Below are 17,271 nucleotides of genomic sequence, written 5' to 3'. Positions count from 1 at the left end.
GATGACCGCCAGCCCTACCGATATCGATCTGCTCCTTGAGGCCCGTTGGGTCGTGCCCGTCGAACCCCATGCCGTGGTGCTCGACGAACACGCCGTCGCGGTCCACCGCGGCGAGATCGTGGCGATCCTGCCCATCGCGGAAGCCCGTGCCCTCTACGCCCCGCGGGAACGCGTCGAGCTACCGGAGCATGCGCTGATTCCCGGCCTGATCAACGCGCACACGCACAACCCCATGACGTTGTTGCGCGGCCTGGCGGACGACCTGCCGCTGATGACCTGGTTGCGCGAGCACATCTGGCCCGCGGAAGGGCGGGTGATGGGGCCCGACTTCATTCGTGATGGCGTCGAACTCGCCGTGGCGGAGATGATCCGCGGCGGCACGACCTGCGCGAACGAAAACTACTTCTTTCCGGACGTCATCGCGGCGACCTATCGCGCCATGGGTTTCCGTGCCGTGATCGGTCTTCCGGTGATCGACTTTCCCACCGCGTGGGCGAAGACGTCCGACGAGTATTTCAGTCGCGCGCTGGAAGTGCACGATTCGCTGCGTGGCGAGCCGCTGCTCACCACGGCGTTCGTGCCGCATGCGCCGTACACGGTGTCGGACGAAAATTTCGAACGCATTCGCGTGCTGGCCGACCAGCTCGACATTCCCATCCACCTGCACACGCACGAAACGGCGCACGAGGTGGAAGAGGCGGTGGAGAAGGACGGCATCCGCCCGTTCCAGCGCCTGCAGAAGCTCGGTATCGTCAACGATCGCCTCGTTGCCGTGCACATGACGCAATTGACCGACGCGGAGATTGCCGCGTGCGCGAAGGCCGGCGTGTCGGTGGTGCATTGCCCGGAGTCGAATCTCAAGCTCGCCTCGGGCTTCTGCCCCGCCGAGAAGCTGCGCGCGGCCGGCGTCAACGTCTGCATCGGCACCGACGGTTGCGCCTCGAACAACGATCTGGACATGTTCGGCGAGATGCGCACCGCCGCCCTGCTGGCGAAGGCCGTGGCGGGTGACGCGGCCGCCTTCGATGCTGCGTACGCGTTGCGTGCGGCCACGCTCAATGGCGCCCGTGCGATCGGTCTCGGTGAACGGGTCGGTTCCATCGAGGTTGGCAAGCGTGCCGATCTCGTCGCCGTGCGCCTCGATGCTCTCGAAACGCAGCCGCTGTACCACGTCGCTTCGCAGCTGGTGTATGCCACGGGGCGGCATCAGGTCAGCGACGTGTGGATCGACGGCCGACGCAAGCTGGCGGACGGCGATCTCGTCGATATCGATACCGCGGCCATCCGCGCCAAGGCGCGCGCCTGGCGCGAACGCATTGCAGCGGGAGATGCCGCATGAGCAAGCCGGTGCACCTTTACCTTGTGCTCGCGATGCGCACGCCGCATTTCCAGGCAGAGGCTGGCGAGGCGCACAAGGCGTTTCTTGCGGCGCTGACCGAACAAGGTGTGCTGGACGCCACCGGTCCCTTCACCGATGGCAGTGGCGGCGCCTATCTGCTGCGTGCGGCCGATCTCGCGACCGCTACCGAACTTGCCCACCGCGATCCCTTGCACATCACCGGATCGTCGACCCTTACCGTCCATGAGTGGCGCGTGCGTCGCTTTGCGGCGAAGGAGTAACACCATGCAGACCCAAGCCAATCCCAACGTCAGCGCGGAAGAAATCGCCCGCTTTGAAAAGCTCGCCGCCCGCTGGTGGGATCCCGATGGCGAATCGCGACCGCTGCACGACCTGAATCCCGTACGCGCCGCCTATGTCGCGGGCCGCGCAAACCTGCGTGGCGCCCGTGTGGTCGATGTCGGCTGTGGCGGCGGCCTGTTGAGCGAGGCTCTGGCACGCGCAGGCGCCAACGTCACGGCGATCGACCTGGGCGACAAGCTCATCGAGATCGCCAAGCTGCATCTGTTCGAATCGAACCTGCAGGTCGATTACCGCGTGCAGTCGTCGACGGCACTGGCCGAGGCCGAGCCGGCCTCGTTCGACGTGGTCTGCTGCATGGAACTGATCGAGCACGTGCCCGACCCGCAGGCGCTGATCCGCGACCTCTCGGCGATGCTGAAGCCCGGCGGTCAACTCTTCCTGTCCACGCTCAACCGCACGCCTGCCGCGTTCGGCGCGGCGATCGTTGGCGCGGAATACGTCATGGGTCTGCTGCCGCGCGGCACGCATCACTACGCGCAGTTCCTGAAGCCGTCCGAAGTCGCCACGATGCTGCGTCGCTTCGAACTTGAACTGGAAGACATCAAGGGGCTGGCTTACAACCCGCTCACGCGCAACGCCAGCCTCTCGTCCAACACCGCGGTCAACTACGTGCTGGCGGCAAGGAAGGCGGGATGAGCATCCTGCCGTTCCGGCCGGACGGGGTGTTCTTCGACCTCGACGGCACGCTGCTCGACAGCGCGCTGGATCTCCATGCTGCGCTGGTCGATCTGTGCGCGGAGGAGGGCGTCGCCCCGCCGCCGTACGAGCGCGTGCGGCCGGTGGTATCGCGTGGTTCACGCGCCATCATCGGCGTGGGGCTTCCCGAGATCACCGCGGAGGCGCTGCTGGCGCTCGTACCGCGCTACCTCGCTATCTACGAGGCGGCGATGTCTCGCCACACGGTGGCCTTCGATGGCGTGGAGGCCCTGCTCGCGGGTCTCGACAACGCCGCGATCCGCTGGGGCATCGTCACCAACAAGCCCGGGTTCCTCACGGACGCACTGCTGCCGCAGGCTGTGCCGCACTGGGAGCCGGCAGCGGTCGTCTCCGGTGACACGCTGCCGGTGAAGAAGCCCGATCCGGCGCCGGTGCTGCATGCATGCGCGCTCGCCGGGTGCGAGCCGACACGCTCGGTGTTCGTCGGGGACGACCGCCGCGACATTCTCGCGGGCAACGCGGCGGGGCTGTTCACCGTGGCGGTGCGCTGGGGTTACCTCGACGGCGGCGATCCGGACGCATGGGGTGCGGATGCCGTGCTCGACCACCCCGACGATCTCGCCGCCCTGCTGGGCGTAAGGGAGGCTGCGGCGTGAGCGACAGTGCCACCCAGAGCTTCATCGACAAGTGGCTGGCCGTGCAGCCGCAGCAGCGCGTGGCGCTTGGTTTCGTCGCGCCGTCGGTGCGCGACGAGCGCGTGGCGCTCGCAGCCTTCGAGCAGGAATTGGTTGCGACGGCCTACGGCATCCGTGAGCCGAGCGTGGCCGCGGCGAAGCTGCAATGGTGGGCGGAGGAATTGTCAGGTGCTCCGGCCAGTGGCGGCCGCCATCCGCTGACCCAGGCACTGTTCGCGAGCGAAAGGGCCCGCGCGATCCCTATGGACGGCTGGCTGGCGCCCGTGCTCGCAGCGATGGCGCAACTGGAGCAGGGCACGCCGTCGGATTTCGCAGCCCAGGTCGCGGCCTCGCAAGGGCTGCACGGCGCGCTGGCGCGCCTGGAGAACATGTGGTGGTTCGGTCCCGACGCGCCGACCGAGGCCGCGTCTCGTGTGGCGACGCTGTCGCATCTGGTGTTCGCCTTGTCGCGGCTCGAACTCGATGCGGAACGCGAGCGCCTGCCTTTGCCCATGGCTCGACTGGCGCGGCATGGCCTCGCGCGCGCGCAATTGAAGACCGATTCGCCAAGCCGTCGCGACGCGTTGCGTGCGCAACTGGGCGAACTGGCCGACGGCCTGCGTGAGGCGCTGGCGCAGGGTGAGCCGATGAGCACCTTCCGCGGTTTGGAGGGGCGGACCTCGCTGTCCACGGCGCGCTCGGCCGCCCGCGCGGGCGAGCCGTTCGCCGAGTTGCATCGGCGCCAGTCGCGCACCGGCCCCGCTACGGCGATCCGGGCATGGCTTGCGGCGCGGCATGCAGAGCGATTCAACTGAACGGACCGTTTCCCGGCACTCACCATTGAGCCACCTCCCCGGGCCCCCATGTGGTCACGGTAAGCCGCCAGCGGCACGTCCCAAGGATTTTCCCTGATGTACATCCACGATTCCCCCCATCGCCTGCTGCCTGACGTCGCTTCGCAGGAACATGCCCTGGCCGTCGGCACGCTCGACTGGGTAGGCATGGACGGCATGGAAATGCCTGTGGCGTTCGATGCCGGCGACGGCGACGTCCGCTCGACCGGCGCGCGTGTCGGTGCCTTCGTCGATCTCAAGAAGCCGGAAGCGCGTGGCATCCACATGTCGCGGCTCTATCTGCTGGTCTCCGACGCCTTGTCGGCGGGCCCGCTGACGGTAGCCGGGGTACGCAGTCTGTTGCAGTCGTTCCTGTCCTCGCACGAAGGTCTGTCCGATCGCGCGCGCATCACGATCGGCTTCGAGCATCTCGTGCGGCGCAAGTCGTTGCGCAGCGAGAACAGCGGCTGGCGTGCGTACCCGGTCACCATCGACGCCACGCTCAACGGTGACGACTTCCGCATCGAGATCACCACGGACGTGGTCTATTCCTCGACGTGCCCGGCCTCGGCAGCGTTGTCACGGCAGCTGATTCAGGACAACTTCGCCAAGACCTTCGCGGCCGGTGAGCCGCTGGATCGGGAGACGATCCTGGCGTGGCTGGGTACGGAGCAGGGCATCGTGGCTACGCCGCATGCGCAGCGGAGCACTGCCACCATTCGCGTTCGTCCCGTGGGCGAGGGCGTGTTCCCGCTCGTGGACATGATCGACAACGTGGAAGCCGCGCTCGGCACGCCAGTGCAGACGGCTGTCAAACGCGCCGATGAGCAGGCATTCGCCCTCGCCAACGGGCAGAACCTGATGTTCTGCGAAGACGCGGCGCGGCGCATTCAGAAAACGCTCGAGGCCGATCCGCGGATCGCCGATTTCCACCTGCGCGTGGCCCATCACGAAAGCCTGCATCCGCACGATGCCGTGGCGTTCGCTTCCAAGGCGCGCTGAAGCGGCTCGCGTCCAGGGCCTGTTACAGGCCCTGGACAGGCCCTAGGAACTGGGTTCGATGCCCGGCAGCAGCAGGGGATCGAGCCGCACACCGAACCAGTTGAAGCCCCAGTGCAGGTGCGGGCCCGTCGCGCGGCCCGTCTTGCCCGCCGCGCCGATGATCTGCCCCTGGTGAACGCGCTGGCCGACCTTCACGTCGATCCGCGACAGATGCAAGAAGTTGGACGACAGCCCGAAGCCGTGGTCGAGCAGCACCGTACCGCCGGTCAGGTAGAGATCGGGGGTGGCGAAGGTGATCACGCCGTCCGCGGGCGCCTTGACCGGCGTGCCTTCGGGCACGGCGATGTCCATGCCCGAGTGCGGTGCTTTGGGATCGCCGTTGTAGATCCGCTGGTTGCCGAAGCGACCGCTGATCCGGCCCGTGACGGGCCAGATGAAGCCATGCGCGAAGTCTTCCCGGGCGTCGTCCCGCGAACGTGCCGCGACGACCGCTGCCTGTTCGCGCTCGATGCGCGCGGCCACGGCCGGCGGCGGGTTCACGGTGGCGGGCGGCACCCCCTCCACGCGCTCGATCGGCCAGTCGCGCGGGACGACGGCGAGGTTATGTCGCACGTCGCCCACGGTCACCACGACCGGGCCTTTCTCGTCACGCCCCACGCCGAAGACGTAGACGCCATCGGGGCCCACGTGTACCGGCCTGTCGTCGATGAAGACGCGGGCTCCGGGTTTGGCATGTGCGACCACGAGCGCGCCCTGGGATACGCTTGCCGGAAGGTCCTGGGCAGCCGCTTGCATCTGGGCGGAGAGCAGTAGCGCGGTGAGCGCGCCGGACCATCGCCTCATCGATCGAACGCCAGTCGCTGGCCGCGTACGTTGCCGTCCACGGTCTTGCCATCCCACACGCGCTGGCCGTTGACGAAGGTGGAGACGATGCTGCTGCTGAAGGTGGTCCCTTCGAACGGCGACCAGCCGCACTTGGACAGCACCTCTTCTCGCGTCACGGTGTGCTTGCGCTTCGGATCCACCAGCACGAGATCGGCGGCGTAGCCTTCGCGCAGGAAACCGCGTTTTTCGACGTCGAACAGCTTCGCAGGCGCGTGGCAGACGGTTTCGACCACGCGCTCCAGCGTGAGCTTTTTCTCAAATACGCGCTCGAGCGCGGCCTGCAAGGCAAACTGGACCAGCGGCAGCCCCGACGGCGCCTTGTCGTACTTCTGTGCTTTTTCTTCGAGGAGGTGCGGCGCGTGGTCCGTGGCGAGGACATCGAGACGGCCCTCGGCCAGCGCCTTTGTGATCGCGTCGCGATCGGCTTCGTCCTTGATCGCCGGGTTGCACTTGATGAGGAAACCCTTCTCGTCGTAATCGGCCTTGCCGCCGAAATGCAGGAAGTGCACGCAGGTCTCCGCCGTGATCCGCTTGCCCTCGATAGGACCCGGCTCGAACAGGGCGAGCTCGTCGGCGGTGGAGATGTGCAGCACGTGCAGGCGGGTGTTGTGCTTTCTCGCGAGCGAGATCGCGAGGCGCGTGGACTTGATGCAGGCCTCGCGCGAACGGATGTGCGGGTGTTCCCAGGCGGGGATGTCCTCGCCGTACTTTTCGTGCGCCTTCGCGAGGTTCGCATCGATCATCGGCGTGTCTTCGCAATGCGTGATGATCGGTGTCGGCGCATCGCGGAAGATGTGGTCAAGGGTTTCCGGGTTGTCGACCAGCATGTTGCCGGTGGAAGCGCCCATGAAGACCTTGATGCCCGGTGCGCTCTTCGGGTCGAGTGCGCGGATGGCCTCGAGGTTGTCGTTGCTCGCGCCGAGATAGAACGCGTAGTTGACCACGGAGGTTTCGCCAGCGCGCGAGTACTTGGCTTCGAGCGAATCGCGGTCCAGCGCCGGCGGCTTCGTATTCGGCATTTCCATGAAGCTGGTGATGCCGCCTGCCGCACATGCCCGGGATTCGCTGGCGATGTCGGCTTTCTGCGTGAGGCCGGGTTCGCGGAAATGCACCTGATCGTCGATCATTCCCGGCAGCAGCCACAGGCCGGTGGCGTCGATGACCTGTTCGTCACGCCGATTTTCCAAGCCTTGCGCGATCGTTTCGATTTTTCCGCCGCTCACGCGGACGTCGGCGATGAAACGTCGGCCTTCGTTGACGAGTTCGGCGTTCTTGATGAGCCAGGCGTCAGTCATGGGTATGTGCTCCTTGAGCGCCGCAGCGGCGCAGGACGAATTGGTCGGGTACGGGATCGTGGCCGCCTTCGCAAAGCGGCTGGCAGCGCAGGATGCGCCACGCACTGAGCGTGCCGCCGCGCAGCGGACCGAAGCGGGCGATGGCAACCCGGGCATAATCGGAACAGGAGGGATGGAACCGGCAGCGGGCTCCGAGCAGGGGGCTCAGCCAGCGTTTGTAGAGGGAAAGCAGGAATAGGAGGAGGCGGGTCACTGTGTGTCGGTGTTCGCCGGCATAAGCAGTCCACAGTATCCCAGAAGATAGGTTGCTGGGGTAACGCATCTGGGCTATAACACCCCGCCGCCACGGCCACCGAGGTGAAGGAAATGGCGAAAGACGCTCGTAGTTCCGCAACCGCCAAGGGCACCGCCAAGAAGGGCGGAGCCGGCGACGTGAAGAAGGCCAGGACGGTAGTGGCCGGGGTGAAGTCGACCAAAACAACCGCGAAGACGGCGGCCAAGGCTGCCCCGAAGAAAGCGGCTGCGTCGGCGAAGAGCGCCGCAGCAAAGCCTGTACCGAAAGCGGCCGCCAAGAAGGCGCCAGCGAAGGCTGCCCCGGCGAAGGCTGCCAAGGCGGCACCGGCAAAAACCGCCACGAAAACTCCGGCGAAGGCCACAAAGGCGCCTGTAAAGGCGTCTCCGGTCGCCGCCAAGAAAGCAACGCTGCCGGCCGCTGCGAAGAAAGCGCCGTCGGCACCGGTGAAGTCGGCGCCCGTCCCGGCGCCCGCACCCGCCAAGAAAACCGCAACCGCCGCGCCCGCCGCCAGCCCTGAAAAGGGTCGTTCGGCATCGGCAGTTGCCGCCGCTCCACCCCGGACTGCGTCCGCGGTGGCCGGCACCAACCCATCCAGAAACGAGAAGTCCGCTCAAGCAAGCATGAACAGCACTGCCTCCCATACCGCCGATAACGGCATCACGCGCGAAGATGGCCGCTATGCGCTGCCCGCTTCGACCGTCATTGACCTCCCGAAGGGCTACAAGCCGGGTGACGACGAGGAGTACATGAATCCCCGTCAGCTCGCCTATTTCCGTAACAAGTTGAAGGAATGGCGCGAGCAGCTGGTCGAGGAATCGCGCCAGACGATGGACAACCTCCGCGAGGAAGTCCGCGACGTCGGCGACGAGGCCGAGCGCGCCACGCGCGAGACCGAGAACTCGCTCGAACTGCGCACGCGCGATCGCTACCGCAAGCTCATCTCCAAGATCGACAAGGCCCTGCGCCGTATCGAGGAAGGCCGCTACGGCTTCTGCGAGGAGACCGACGAGGAGATCGGTGTCGATCGTCTCGACGCGCGCCCGATCGCCACGCTGTCACTCGACGCGCAGGAACGTCGCGAACACCTGCAGAAGCAGATGGGCGACTGATCGTTCTTTCCGGCACCCGGTAACGAAAGAGCCCCGCAACGCGGGGCTCTTTCGTTTTTTGGGGAGGCCAATGCGGCGATGGAACTCGCCGGTGGGAGCCAGCTTGCCGGTGGGAGCCAGCCTGCTGGCGATGGGGGCTTGGCACGCTGCTACACCGCTCCGTCGGCTCTCGCTGCTATAGCAGCTCCCACAAGGTATTCGCAGGCGCCGCCTCTTGTCTGCCTCAGCCCTTTGCGAGCGCTTCCGCCGCGTACGCCTTGAGCTTCGTCAGCATCGCTGCCAGGCCGTTGGAGCGCGTGGGGGAGAGATGCTTGGCGAGGCCGATCTGCTCGATGTAGGTCGGCTCGGTCTCAACGATTTCTCGGGCGGAGCGATCGGAATAGACGCGTAGCACCAGGGCGATGAGGCCGGAGACGATAGCGGAGTCGCTGGCTGCGTCGAAATGCATGCGCGAGGCGTCTCCCGAGGGCACCAGCCAGACCATCGACTGGCAGCCATGCACGCGGTTTTCCTCGGTCTTGCGCTCATCGGGGAACACAGGCAACTGGCGGCCCAGATCGATGAGGTACTGGTAACGCTCGGTCCAGTCGCCGAAGAAGGCGAACTCCTCCGCGATGGCTGCTTGGGCTTCGGCGGCAGTGGCTTCGCGTGGGGTCGTCATGCCTTCACCACGCTCCAGCGCGTGCCTTGCGCGCTGTCCTCGATGGCGATGCCCAGTGCTTTCAACTGATCGCGGATCGCGTCGGAACGTGAAAAATCCTTTGCCGCGCGGGCGGCACGACGCTCTTCGAGCAGCGCCTCGATGGCGGCAGCGTCGATCGCATCGCCGGGGTTGCCCTGCCGGAACCACGCTTCGGGATTTTGCTGGAGCAGGCCGAGCAGGGCACCGCCGCCCAGCAACGCGGCCTTGGCGGCAGCACGGGCGTCACCCTGAGCGCGACGCGCCTCGTCGGCGAGTTGGGAAAGCTCGGCCAGAGCCTGCGGCGTGTTGAGGTCGTCGCACAGGGCGGCTTCCACCGCCGCGGGCACGACGGGTTCGCCAGCATCCACGTCGGCGAGGTCGCGCAGGGCGCCGTACCAGCCGTCGAGCGTGCGTATGGATTGGGTCATCGCGGCGTCCGACCAGTCCAGCGGTTGCCGGTAATGGCCGCGCAGCAGCATCAGGCGCAGGGCCTCGCCCGGATGCCGCTCCAGCAGTTCATGCAACTGAAGCACGTTGCCGATCGATTTCGACATCTTGCGTCCCTCGAACGTGAGCATGCCGTTGTGCAGCCAGTAGCGGGCAAAGGGCTTGCCGCCGTGGGCGCAGACGCTCTGGGCAATCTCGTTCTCGTGGTGCGGAAAAGTCAGGTCGACGCCGCCGGCATGGATATCGATGGTGTCGCCGAGATGGGCCTCGCTCATGGCAGAGCACTCGATGTGCCAGCCCGGGCGGCCACGACCCCAGGGGCTGTCCCAGCCGGGCAGGGTGGCATCGGAGGGCTTCCAAAGCACGAAGTCGCCCGGGCTGCGCTTGTACGGCGCGACTTCGACCCGCGCCCCGGCGAGCAACTCGTCGGGATCGCGCCCCGACAGTGCGCCGTAAGCCGGAAACGATTCGACGTGGAACAGCACATGCCCTTCGGCCTCGTAGGCATGGCCCGTGGCGATGAGGCGCTCGATCATCGCGATGATCTGCGGAATATGCGCCGTGGCGTGGGGCTCGACGTCGGGCGGGGCCACGCCCAGCCGCGCGATGTCCTCGCGGTAGGCCTTGGCGTAGCGGTCGGTGATCTCCACGATCGGCACGCCCGCAGCGGCCGCCGCGGCGTTGATCTTGTCGTCGACGTCGGTCACGTTGCGGGCGTACACCAGCTTTGGGTAATGCCGGCGGATGAGCCGGGCCAGTACATCGAAGACGACCGGGGGCCGGGCGTTGCCGATATGGATGTAGTTGTAGACGGTGGGCCCGCAGACGTACATCGTCACCCGCTGGGGATCGAGCGGCGTGAACGCTTCCGTGCGGCGAGACAAGGTGTTGTAGAGCGAAATCTGCATCGTGAATCCGTGGACGAGCGCGGCGGGCGGCCGGTCGCCGATAGTACCAAGCCTGCCCGCATCCCGGCGTACGCGCAGGCGCTGAATCGGTTGACACGCGGCACGCTGCCGCACCCGTCCGTTCTAAGCGTGGATTCAGCGTGAACTTGTTGAAATGCACGCCAGTAGGCGCTCCTTTTGCGCCTGGCTGGAGGTTCTCCCACATGTCTCGCCTGTTGTTCATCCCCGCTCTCGTTCTCGCGGTCTTCGCCAGTGGCGCCATGGCGCAGGATGGTCGTTACGGTCCGCCGCCCGGGCCCGACGACAACACCCATTTCGGCTGGGCGGACGTCCTGCGGGTCGATCCGGTCTACGGCGTGGCTCGTGTCGAAACGCCTCGCCAGGAGTGCTACGACCAACCCGTCGTCCGCCGTGAGTCGAGCGGCAACAGCACGGCCGGCACCATTCTCGGTGCCGTCGTCGGTGGCGTGCTGGGTAACACCGTCGGCAAGGGCGACGGCCGCAAGGCCGCTACCGTGGTCGGCGCGGTGGCCGGCGGCGCGGTCGGCAATGGCATTGCCCGTAACGGCGACCGTACCTACGAAGGCACGGAGACCCGGTGCCGCGACGTCAGCTCGATCTCCGAGCAGCGCCGCATCGCCGGCTACGACGTGGAATATCGCTATCGCGGCGAGGTCTACGTCTCGCGGCTCAACTACGACCCGGGCGAGCGCCTGCGTGTTCGTGTGAGCGTCGCGCCGGCCGACTGACCCGGTCGGTGGAGCCCCTGGAAAGGCCGCGGGAAACCGCGGCCTTTCTCGTTTCCGCCACGCCGGGGCCGTGTGGGCCCCGCCCGCCTGCCTTGTTGCGCGTCGCACCAAATCCCGGCATGATCGCGGTTCAACGTTTCCAGGCCCAGCCGTGTCCCACACTGTCTACACCGCGATTGTCTTGACCAGCGCCCGTATGGCCGCAGGAATGACGTCGCGTGCTCGTCGACCGTACATGGGACCATCGGCCGGGTAGGCTGTCGCGCGCGTTTCATTCGTACCGACTAAAAAACCCGGCCATGTGCCGGGTTTTTTCGTTTCCGATTTCTCTTTCCTCCACCGCCTCCGGGCCATCGACCCATCTGGATCGCCATGACCGTTCGCCATTTCCTTTCCACCCAGGACTACAGCCGCGCCGAGATCGACGCCCTTCTCGACCAGGCGGCCGAGTTCAAGCGCTCGCCCCAGGGCCAGCAGCTGGCAGGCAAATCGATCGCGCTGTTGTTCTTCAATTCGTCGATGCGCACGCGTACGAGCTTCGAGCTCGGTGCCTTCCAGCTCGGCGGCCATGCGGTAGTGCTGTCGCCTGGCAAGGACGCATGGCCGATCGAGTTCGAGGTCGGCGCCGTCATGGATGGTGAGACCGAAGAACACATCGCCGAGGTCGCTCGGGTGCTCTCGCGGTACGTGGATATGATCGGGGTGCGCGCCTTTCCGAAGTTCGTCGATTGGTCGGTGGACCGCCAGGACAAGGTACTTGCCGCGTTCGCGCAATACGCCACGGTGCCGGTGATCAACCTGGAGACCATCACGCACCCGTGCCAGGAACTCGCCCACGCGCTCGCTCTGAAGGAGCACCTCGGCGACCTGCAGAACCGCAAGTACGTGCTGACCTGGACCTACCATCCGAAGCCGCTGAACACCGCTGTGGCGAACTCGGCGCTGCTGATCGCGACGAAGATGGGCATGGACGTGACGCTGCTGTGCCCGACGCCCGAGTATGTGCTCGACCAGCGCTACATGGATTTCGCCGAGGCGAATGCCCGCGAGAACGGTGGATCGCTGCGCGTATCGCACGACATCGAATCGGCCTATCGCGACGCGCACGTCATCTACGCCAAGAGCTGGGGTGCGATTCCGTACTTTGGCCGCTGGGATGAGGAAAAGGCAATCCGCGATGCGCACCGGCATTTCATCGTCGACGAGGCCAAGATGGCGCTCACCGACCACGGGTTGTTCAGCCACTGCCTGCCCTTGCGCCGGAACATCAAGGCCACCGATGCCGTGATGGATTCCCCCGCATGCATCGCCATCGACGAAGCCGAGAACCGCCTGCACGTGCAGAAGGCGGTCATGGCCTCGCTCATCTCGCAGTCGTCGGGCGCACCGTCCGGCCTCGGCTTCTGATTCGTCTCGCCCCTTTCGATTCCATGACTTTCTCCGGAGCCAGCATGTCCAGCAACGATATCGTCCTCGCCTTTTCGGGCGGCCTCGACACCAGTTTCTGCGTCCCCTACCTGATCGAGCGCGGCTATGCCGTGCATACCGTCTTCGTGGACACGGGCGGCGTCTCGGCCGAAGAGCGCGAATACATCGAACAGCGCGCTCATGAGCTGGGCGCAGCGTCCCATCGCACGGTAGACGCCGCGCAGGCCATCTGGGACAGCTTCGTCACCCCGCTGATCTGGGCCGGCGAGTTCTACCAGGGGCAGTATCCGCTGTTGGTGTCCGATCGCTATCTGATCGTGAAAGCCTCGCTGGAGCGTTGCGACGAACTCGGCACGAAGTTCTTCGCGCACGGCTGCACCGGCATGGGCAACGATCAGGTGCGTTTCGACCTCACCGTCAAGGCACTCGGCGACTACACGATCATCGCCCCCATTCGCGAGATCCAGCGCGAGCACACCCAGGTGCGTGCGTACGAACAGAAGTACCTGGAAGACAAGGGCTTCGAAGTGCGGGCCAAGACCAAGCACTACACGATCAACGAGAACGTGCTCGGTGTGACGATTTCGGGCGGCGAGATCGATGCGTGGGAAATTCCGGAAGAGGGTGCGGTCGCGTGGTGCGCGCCTCGTGCCGAATGGCCGTCCGAACCCTTGCGCATCGAACTCGGCTTCGAGAAGGGCACGGCCGTCTCGTTGAACGGCAAGCCGGCCTCGGGCCCCGAGATCCTCGGCTTCCTCAACCGCGAACTCGCCAAGTACGGCGTCGGTCGCAGCATGTACACAGGCGATACGAATATCGGTCTCAAGGGCCGCATCGTGTTCGAGGCGCCGGCATTGACCGCGCTGCTCACGGCGCACCGCGCGCTGGAGGAAACGGTGCTGTCGAAGCAGCAGAACCGCTTCAAGCCCGAGATCGGCCGGAAGTGGACCGAGGTTGCCTATGAAGGCTTCTTCAACGATCCGATCAAGGCGGACCTCGAAGCCTTCCTCGTCTCCACGCAGCGCAAGGTGGACGGCAAGGTCGTCATCGAAACTCGCGGCGGCACGGTGTATGCGGTGAAGGTCGAATCGAAGCACATTCTGCAGTCCTCGAAGGCCACCTATGCCCAGGCTGCCGACTGGGGCGTGGCCGAGGCCGAAGGTTTCATCAAGCTCTACGGCATGAGCTCCACGCTCTGGGCCGAAGTCGATCGCGCCAACGGGAACTGATACAGGCTCATGGATAAGCTCCTTCAGGACACACTCGACCATCTGCGCGCGCTCGTCGGCTTCGACACGCGCAACCCGCCACGAACGATCGGCACCGACGGGATCTTCGATTACCTGCGTTCGAACCTCCCCGGTTTCGACGTACAGGTAACGGACTTCGGCGCCGGTGCCGTGAATCTCTACGCCGTGCGCGGCAAGCCGAAGTACCTGTTCAACGTGCATCTGGACACCGTGCCCGATTCGCCGCATTGGACGGCCAGTCCGTTCGAACTGCGCGTGGGTCAGGATCGTGCGGTCGGTCTGGGCGCGTGCGACATCAAGGGCGCAGCGGCCGCGCTCGTGGCGGTCGCCAATGCGACGCAGGGCGACATGGCCCTGCTGCTTTCCACGGACGAAGAAGCCAACGACGCACGCTGTATCGATGGTTTCCTGAAGACGCCGCGCGACTACGAGGCGATCATCGTTGCCGAACCCACGCGCGGTGAAGCGGTGCTGGCGCATCGCGGCATCCATTCCGTGCAGATGCGTTTCCAGGGCCGTGCCGGACATGCGTCGGGCGAGCAAAAGCCTTCCGACAGCGCCTTGCACCAGGCCATTCGCTGGGGCGCGTCAGCGCTCGATCACGTGCAGGCACAGGCGCACGAGCGCTTCGGCGGTCTGACCGGCCTGCGTTTCAACATCGGCAAGATCGAGGGCGGCATCAAGGCCAACGTCATCGCGCCGACGGCGGATGTGCGCTTCGGCTTCCGTCCGCTGCCGTCGATGGACGCCGACGCTCTGCTGGAAACCTTCCGCACGCTGGTGGAGCCGCTGCCGGTGGAATACGGGGAGACCTTCCGCGGCGATTCGCTGCCGGCGGGCGACACCGCCACGGCCGAGACCCGGCGCCTTGCCGCGCGCGATCTTGCCGACGAGCTGGGCATCCCGGTCGGTAACGCCGTCGATTTCTGGACCGAAGCGGCGCTGTTCTCCATGGCCGGTTATACGTCCTTCGTTTATGGCCCTGGCGACATCGCCCAGGCGCACAGCGCCGACGAATGGGTCGCCCTCGAACAACTGGCGGACTACGCCAAGGTCATCCATCGGATCGTCGAAAGTGGACGCTAATAAGAACACTCGCAAGACCATCGTCCGCCTGCTGTCCTCCATGGGCAGCGCGCGGGAAATCCAGCAGTACCTCAAGCGCTTCTCGCAGTTGGATGCCGCCCGCTTTGCCGTGGTGAAGGTCGGTGGCGCCGTGCTGCGTGACGAACTGCCGGATCTCACCTCGTCGCTGGCATTTCTTCAGCAGGTGGGCCTGACGCCCATCGTGCTGCATGGCGCCGGCCCCCAACTGGACGAGGAACTGGCGGCAGCGGGTATCGAGAAGAAGACGGTGAACGGCCTGCGGGTGACCTCGCCGGAAGCCCTGGCGATCGTTCGTCGCGTCTTCCAGGCGCAGAACCTGCGTCTGGTGGAAGCGCTGCAGGAAGCCGACACGCGAGCCACGTCGGTGCCGTCCGGTGTCTTCACCGCCGACTTCCTCGATCAAGATACGTTCGGCCTGGTCGGTCGCGTGCGCGACATCAACCTCGCGCCGATCGAGGCGAGCCTGCGTGCCGGTTCGATTCCGGTCATCGCGAGTCTCGGCGAAACCGACGCGGGTCAGATCCTCAACATCAATGCCGACTTCGCCGCCAACGAACTCGTCCGCGTGCTGCAGCCCTACAAGATCGTGTTCCTCACGGGCACGGGCGGTCTGCTCGACGGTGACGGCAAGGTCATCGATTCGATCAACCTGTCCACGGAATACGAGCAGCTTCTGCATCAGCCGTGGCTGCATTCCGGCATGCGCTTGAAGATCGAGCAGATCAAGGATCTGCTGGACGACCTGCCGCTGACGTCGTCGGTGTCGATCACGCGCCCCGCCGAGCTGGCGAAGGAACTGTTCACGCACAAGGGCTCCGGCACGCTCGTACGCCGCGGCGAACGCGTGCTGCGCTTCGAGTCGTGGGACGGCGTGGACCTGCCGCGCATGCAGCAGTTGATCGAATCGAGCTTCGGTCGTGCGCTGGTCGGCAATTACTTCGAGCGGACCAAGCTGTATCGCCTCTACGTTTCGGAAAACTATCGCGCTGCCATGGTGCTGACCCAGGAAGAGGGTTTCGCGTACCTGGACAAGTTCGCCGTGCTCGACGATGCGCAGGGCGAAGGCCTGGGGCGCGCGGTTTGGCAGGTGATGCGCGACGAGAATCCCCGGTTGTTCTGGCGTTCGCGGCACGGTAATCCGATCAACCATTTCTACTACGCGGAATCGGACGGCTGCTTCAAGCAGGCGCGTTGGAAGGTGTTCTGGTACGGCCTGAACAGCTTTGCCGATATCGAGCGCTGCGTGGCGCATTGCGCCACCCGCGAACCCACCTTGCAGGACTGAACGCTCATGGCCACCAAGACCATCGGCATCGTCGGCGCACGCGGTCACACCGGTGCCGAACTCATCAAGCTCATCGCCGGCCATCCGGAACTGGAGCTGGCCTTCGTTTCGTCGCGCGAACTGGACGGCCAGCGCCTGGATGCGCACAGCGATGCCTATCGAGGCGATCTCGCCTTCGTCAACTTCGACCCGGCCGCCGTCGCCGCGACTGCCGTAGACGTGGTGGTGCTGGCGCTGCCCAACGGCAAGGCGGCCCCCTATGTCGACGCCATCGACAAGGCGGGTACCGGTACCGTGATCGTGGATCTTTCCGCGGACTATCGCTTCGACGAGCGCTGGTACTACGGGCTGCCCGAGTTGTACCGGGATCGCTGGCGCGGCGAGAAGCGGATCAGCAATCCCGGCTGCTACGCCACCGCGATCCAGGTCTCCATCGCTCCGATCAAGGACCTTCTGGCCGCGCCGCCGGTGTCCTTCGGCGTATCCGGCTACTCCGGTGCGGGCACGACGCCATCCGACCGCAACGATCCGGACAAGCTGCGGGACAACCTCATGCCGTACGCGCTCACGGGCCACATGCATGAGAAGGAAGCCAGCCGACACCTCGGCATGCCTGTCGAGTTCATGCCGCATGTGGCACCGCATTTCCGTGGCCTTACCGTTACCACCAACCTCTATCTCGCCAAGCAGGCCAAGCGTGAGGACATCGTGCGCCGGTTCGAGGCACGCTATGCGAAAGAGAAGCTGATTCATGTGGTGGACGAGGCGCCCTGGGTGAGCCAGATCGCGAATCGGCACCACCTCGACGTGGGTGGTTTCGCCTTGTCGACCGATGGCCGTCGTGTCGTCGTGGTGGCGACGCTGGATAACCTGCTCAAGGGCGCCGCCACCCAGGCGATGCAGAACGTCAACCGCGCGCTCGGCTTCGACGAGCTCACCGCCATCCCGCTCTGAGAAAGGACG

Annotated in this window: 18 protein-coding genes; 13 read left to right on the top strand and 5 right to left on the bottom strand. The window is 65.7% G+C overall.

Translation table 11 applies throughout. The features are described from left to right. Position 1: 1 nt before the first annotated feature. The 6 genes from BT115_RS05520 to folE2 all read left to right on the top strand — a co-directional run bounded on the left by BT115_RS05520 (position 2) and on the right by folE2 (position 4,868). On the top strand, positions 2-1,339 hold the full coding sequence (locus BT115_RS05520; RefSeq protein ID WP_072321482.1) for a TRZ/ATZ family hydrolase: 1,338 nt from the start codon (positions 2-4) through the stop codon (positions 1,337-1,339). Then, positions 1,336-1,620 (top strand): YciI family protein, encoded by a 285-nt coding sequence (locus tag BT115_RS05515; protein WP_083527323.1) that lies wholly within the window; start codon positions 1,336-1,338, stop codon positions 1,618-1,620. The genes BT115_RS05520 and BT115_RS05515 overlap by 4 nt, the downstream gene beginning before the upstream one ends. A gap of 4 nt (positions 1,621-1,624) precedes the next feature. Continuing rightward, positions 1,625-2,338, top strand: coding sequence for a bifunctional 2-polyprenyl-6-hydroxyphenol methylase/3-demethylubiquinol 3-O-methyltransferase UbiG (ubiG, locus tag BT115_RS05510; RefSeq protein WP_072321481.1), 714 nt, complete (start codon positions 1,625-1,627; stop codon positions 2,336-2,338). Further along, positions 2,335-3,015 carry an HAD family hydrolase gene (locus tag BT115_RS05505; protein WP_072321480.1) on the top strand — a complete coding sequence of 227 codons (681 nt, stop codon included), beginning with the start codon at positions 2,335-2,337 and terminating at the stop codon, positions 3,013-3,015. Before ubiG ends, BT115_RS05505 begins: the two co-directional genes overlap by 4 nt. Then, positions 3,012-3,848: a squalene/phytoene synthase family protein gene (locus BT115_RS05500; protein WP_072321479.1), complete on the top strand. Its 837-nt coding sequence runs from the start codon at positions 3,012-3,014 to the stop codon at positions 3,846-3,848. The genes BT115_RS05505 and BT115_RS05500 overlap by 4 nt, the downstream gene beginning before the upstream one ends. A 96-nt stretch (positions 3,849-3,944) precedes the next feature. Next, positions 3,945-4,868 carry a GTP cyclohydrolase FolE2 gene (gene folE2, locus BT115_RS05495; protein WP_072321478.1) on the top strand — a complete coding sequence of 308 codons (924 nt, stop codon included), beginning with the start codon at positions 3,945-3,947 and terminating at the stop codon, positions 4,866-4,868. A gap of 42 nt (positions 4,869-4,910) precedes the next feature. Here folE2 and BT115_RS05490 read toward each other — a convergent pair whose 3' ends face one another. Genes BT115_RS05490 through yidD form a run of 3 tightly spaced genes read right to left on the bottom strand, consistent with a single transcriptional unit; the run spans position 4,911 to position 7,301 of the window. Further along, positions 4,911-5,663 carry a M23 family metallopeptidase gene (locus BT115_RS05490; protein ID WP_255369387.1) on the bottom strand — a complete coding sequence of 251 codons (753 nt, stop codon included), beginning with the start codon at positions 5,661-5,663 and terminating at the stop codon, positions 4,911-4,913. 44 nt (positions 5,664-5,707) lie between these two features. Next, on the bottom strand, positions 5,708-7,048 hold the full coding sequence (locus tag BT115_RS05485) for a dihydroorotase (RefSeq protein ID WP_072321476.1): 1,341 nt from the start codon (positions 7,046-7,048) through the stop codon (positions 5,708-5,710). Continuing rightward, positions 7,041-7,301 carry a membrane protein insertion efficiency factor YidD gene (gene yidD, locus BT115_RS05480; protein ID WP_072321475.1) on the bottom strand — a complete coding sequence of 87 codons (261 nt, stop codon included), beginning with the start codon at positions 7,299-7,301 and terminating at the stop codon, positions 7,041-7,043. The genes BT115_RS05485 and yidD overlap by 8 nt, the downstream gene beginning before the upstream one ends. Before the next feature lie 662 nt (positions 7,302-7,963). On the opposite strand from yidD, the gene dksA reads away from it, so the two are divergent. Next, positions 7,964-8,452 (top strand): RNA polymerase-binding protein DksA, encoded by a 489-nt coding sequence (gene dksA / locus BT115_RS05475; RefSeq protein WP_072322270.1) that lies wholly within the window; start codon positions 7,964-7,966, stop codon positions 8,450-8,452. 223 nt (positions 8,453-8,675) lie between these two features. Here dksA and BT115_RS05470 read toward each other — a convergent pair whose 3' ends face one another. Together BT115_RS05470 and cysS are read right to left on the bottom strand one after the other, a co-directional pair. Next, on the bottom strand, positions 8,676-9,113 hold the full coding sequence (locus BT115_RS05470; RefSeq protein ID WP_072321474.1) for a SufE family protein: 438 nt from the start codon (positions 9,111-9,113) through the stop codon (positions 8,676-8,678). Then, positions 9,110-10,489, bottom strand: a complete 1,380-nt coding sequence (gene cysS, locus BT115_RS05465) for a cysteine--tRNA ligase (protein WP_072321473.1) — start codon at positions 10,487-10,489, stop codon at positions 9,110-9,112. The genes BT115_RS05470 and cysS overlap by 4 nt, the downstream gene beginning before the upstream one ends. 203 nt (positions 10,490-10,692) lie before the next feature. Here cysS and BT115_RS05460 point away from each other — a divergent pair, with 203 nt between their 5' ends. The 6 genes from BT115_RS05460 to argC all read left to right on the top strand — a co-directional run bounded on the left by BT115_RS05460 (position 10,693) and on the right by argC (position 17,262). After that, positions 10,693-11,238, top strand: a complete 546-nt coding sequence (locus BT115_RS05460; RefSeq protein ID WP_072321472.1) for a glycine zipper 2TM domain-containing protein — start codon at positions 10,693-10,695, stop codon at positions 11,236-11,238. A gap of 372 nt (positions 11,239-11,610) precedes the next feature. After that, positions 11,611-12,645: an N-acetylornithine carbamoyltransferase gene (locus BT115_RS05455; protein ID WP_072321471.1), complete on the top strand. Its 1,035-nt coding sequence runs from the start codon at positions 11,611-11,613 to the stop codon at positions 12,643-12,645. Positions 12,646-12,689: 44 nt separating this feature from the next. Further along, complete coding sequence (locus BT115_RS05450) at positions 12,690-13,895, top strand: argininosuccinate synthase (RefSeq protein WP_072321470.1); 1,206 nt, start codon at positions 12,690-12,692, stop codon at positions 13,893-13,895. 9 nt (positions 13,896-13,904) lie between these two features. Further along, positions 13,905-15,002 carry an acetylornithine deacetylase gene (locus BT115_RS05445; RefSeq protein ID WP_072321469.1) on the top strand — a complete coding sequence of 366 codons (1,098 nt, stop codon included), beginning with the start codon at positions 13,905-13,907 and terminating at the stop codon, positions 15,000-15,002. Next, the gene (locus BT115_RS05440; RefSeq protein WP_072321468.1) at positions 14,992-16,308 is read left to right on the top strand and encodes an acetylglutamate kinase; all 1,317 of its coding nucleotides are present in this window, start codon (positions 14,992-14,994) and stop codon (positions 16,306-16,308) included. The genes BT115_RS05445 and BT115_RS05440 overlap by 11 nt, the downstream gene beginning before the upstream one ends. Positions 16,309-16,314: 6 nt before the next feature. Further along, positions 16,315-17,262, top strand: a complete 948-nt coding sequence (gene argC, locus BT115_RS05435) for an N-acetyl-gamma-glutamyl-phosphate reductase (protein ID WP_072321467.1) — start codon at positions 16,315-16,317, stop codon at positions 17,260-17,262. Positions 17,263-17,271 lie beyond the last annotated feature (9 nt).

It is taken from the genome of Luteibacter sp. UNCMF366Tsu5.1, from assembly GCF_900119235.1.
Classification (GTDB): domain Bacteria; phylum Pseudomonadota; class Gammaproteobacteria; order Xanthomonadales; family Rhodanobacteraceae; genus Luteibacter; species Luteibacter flocculans.
The sequence above is the reverse complement of the archived record's forward strand: the minus strand, read 5'-3'. Positions and strand labels throughout refer to the sequence as shown.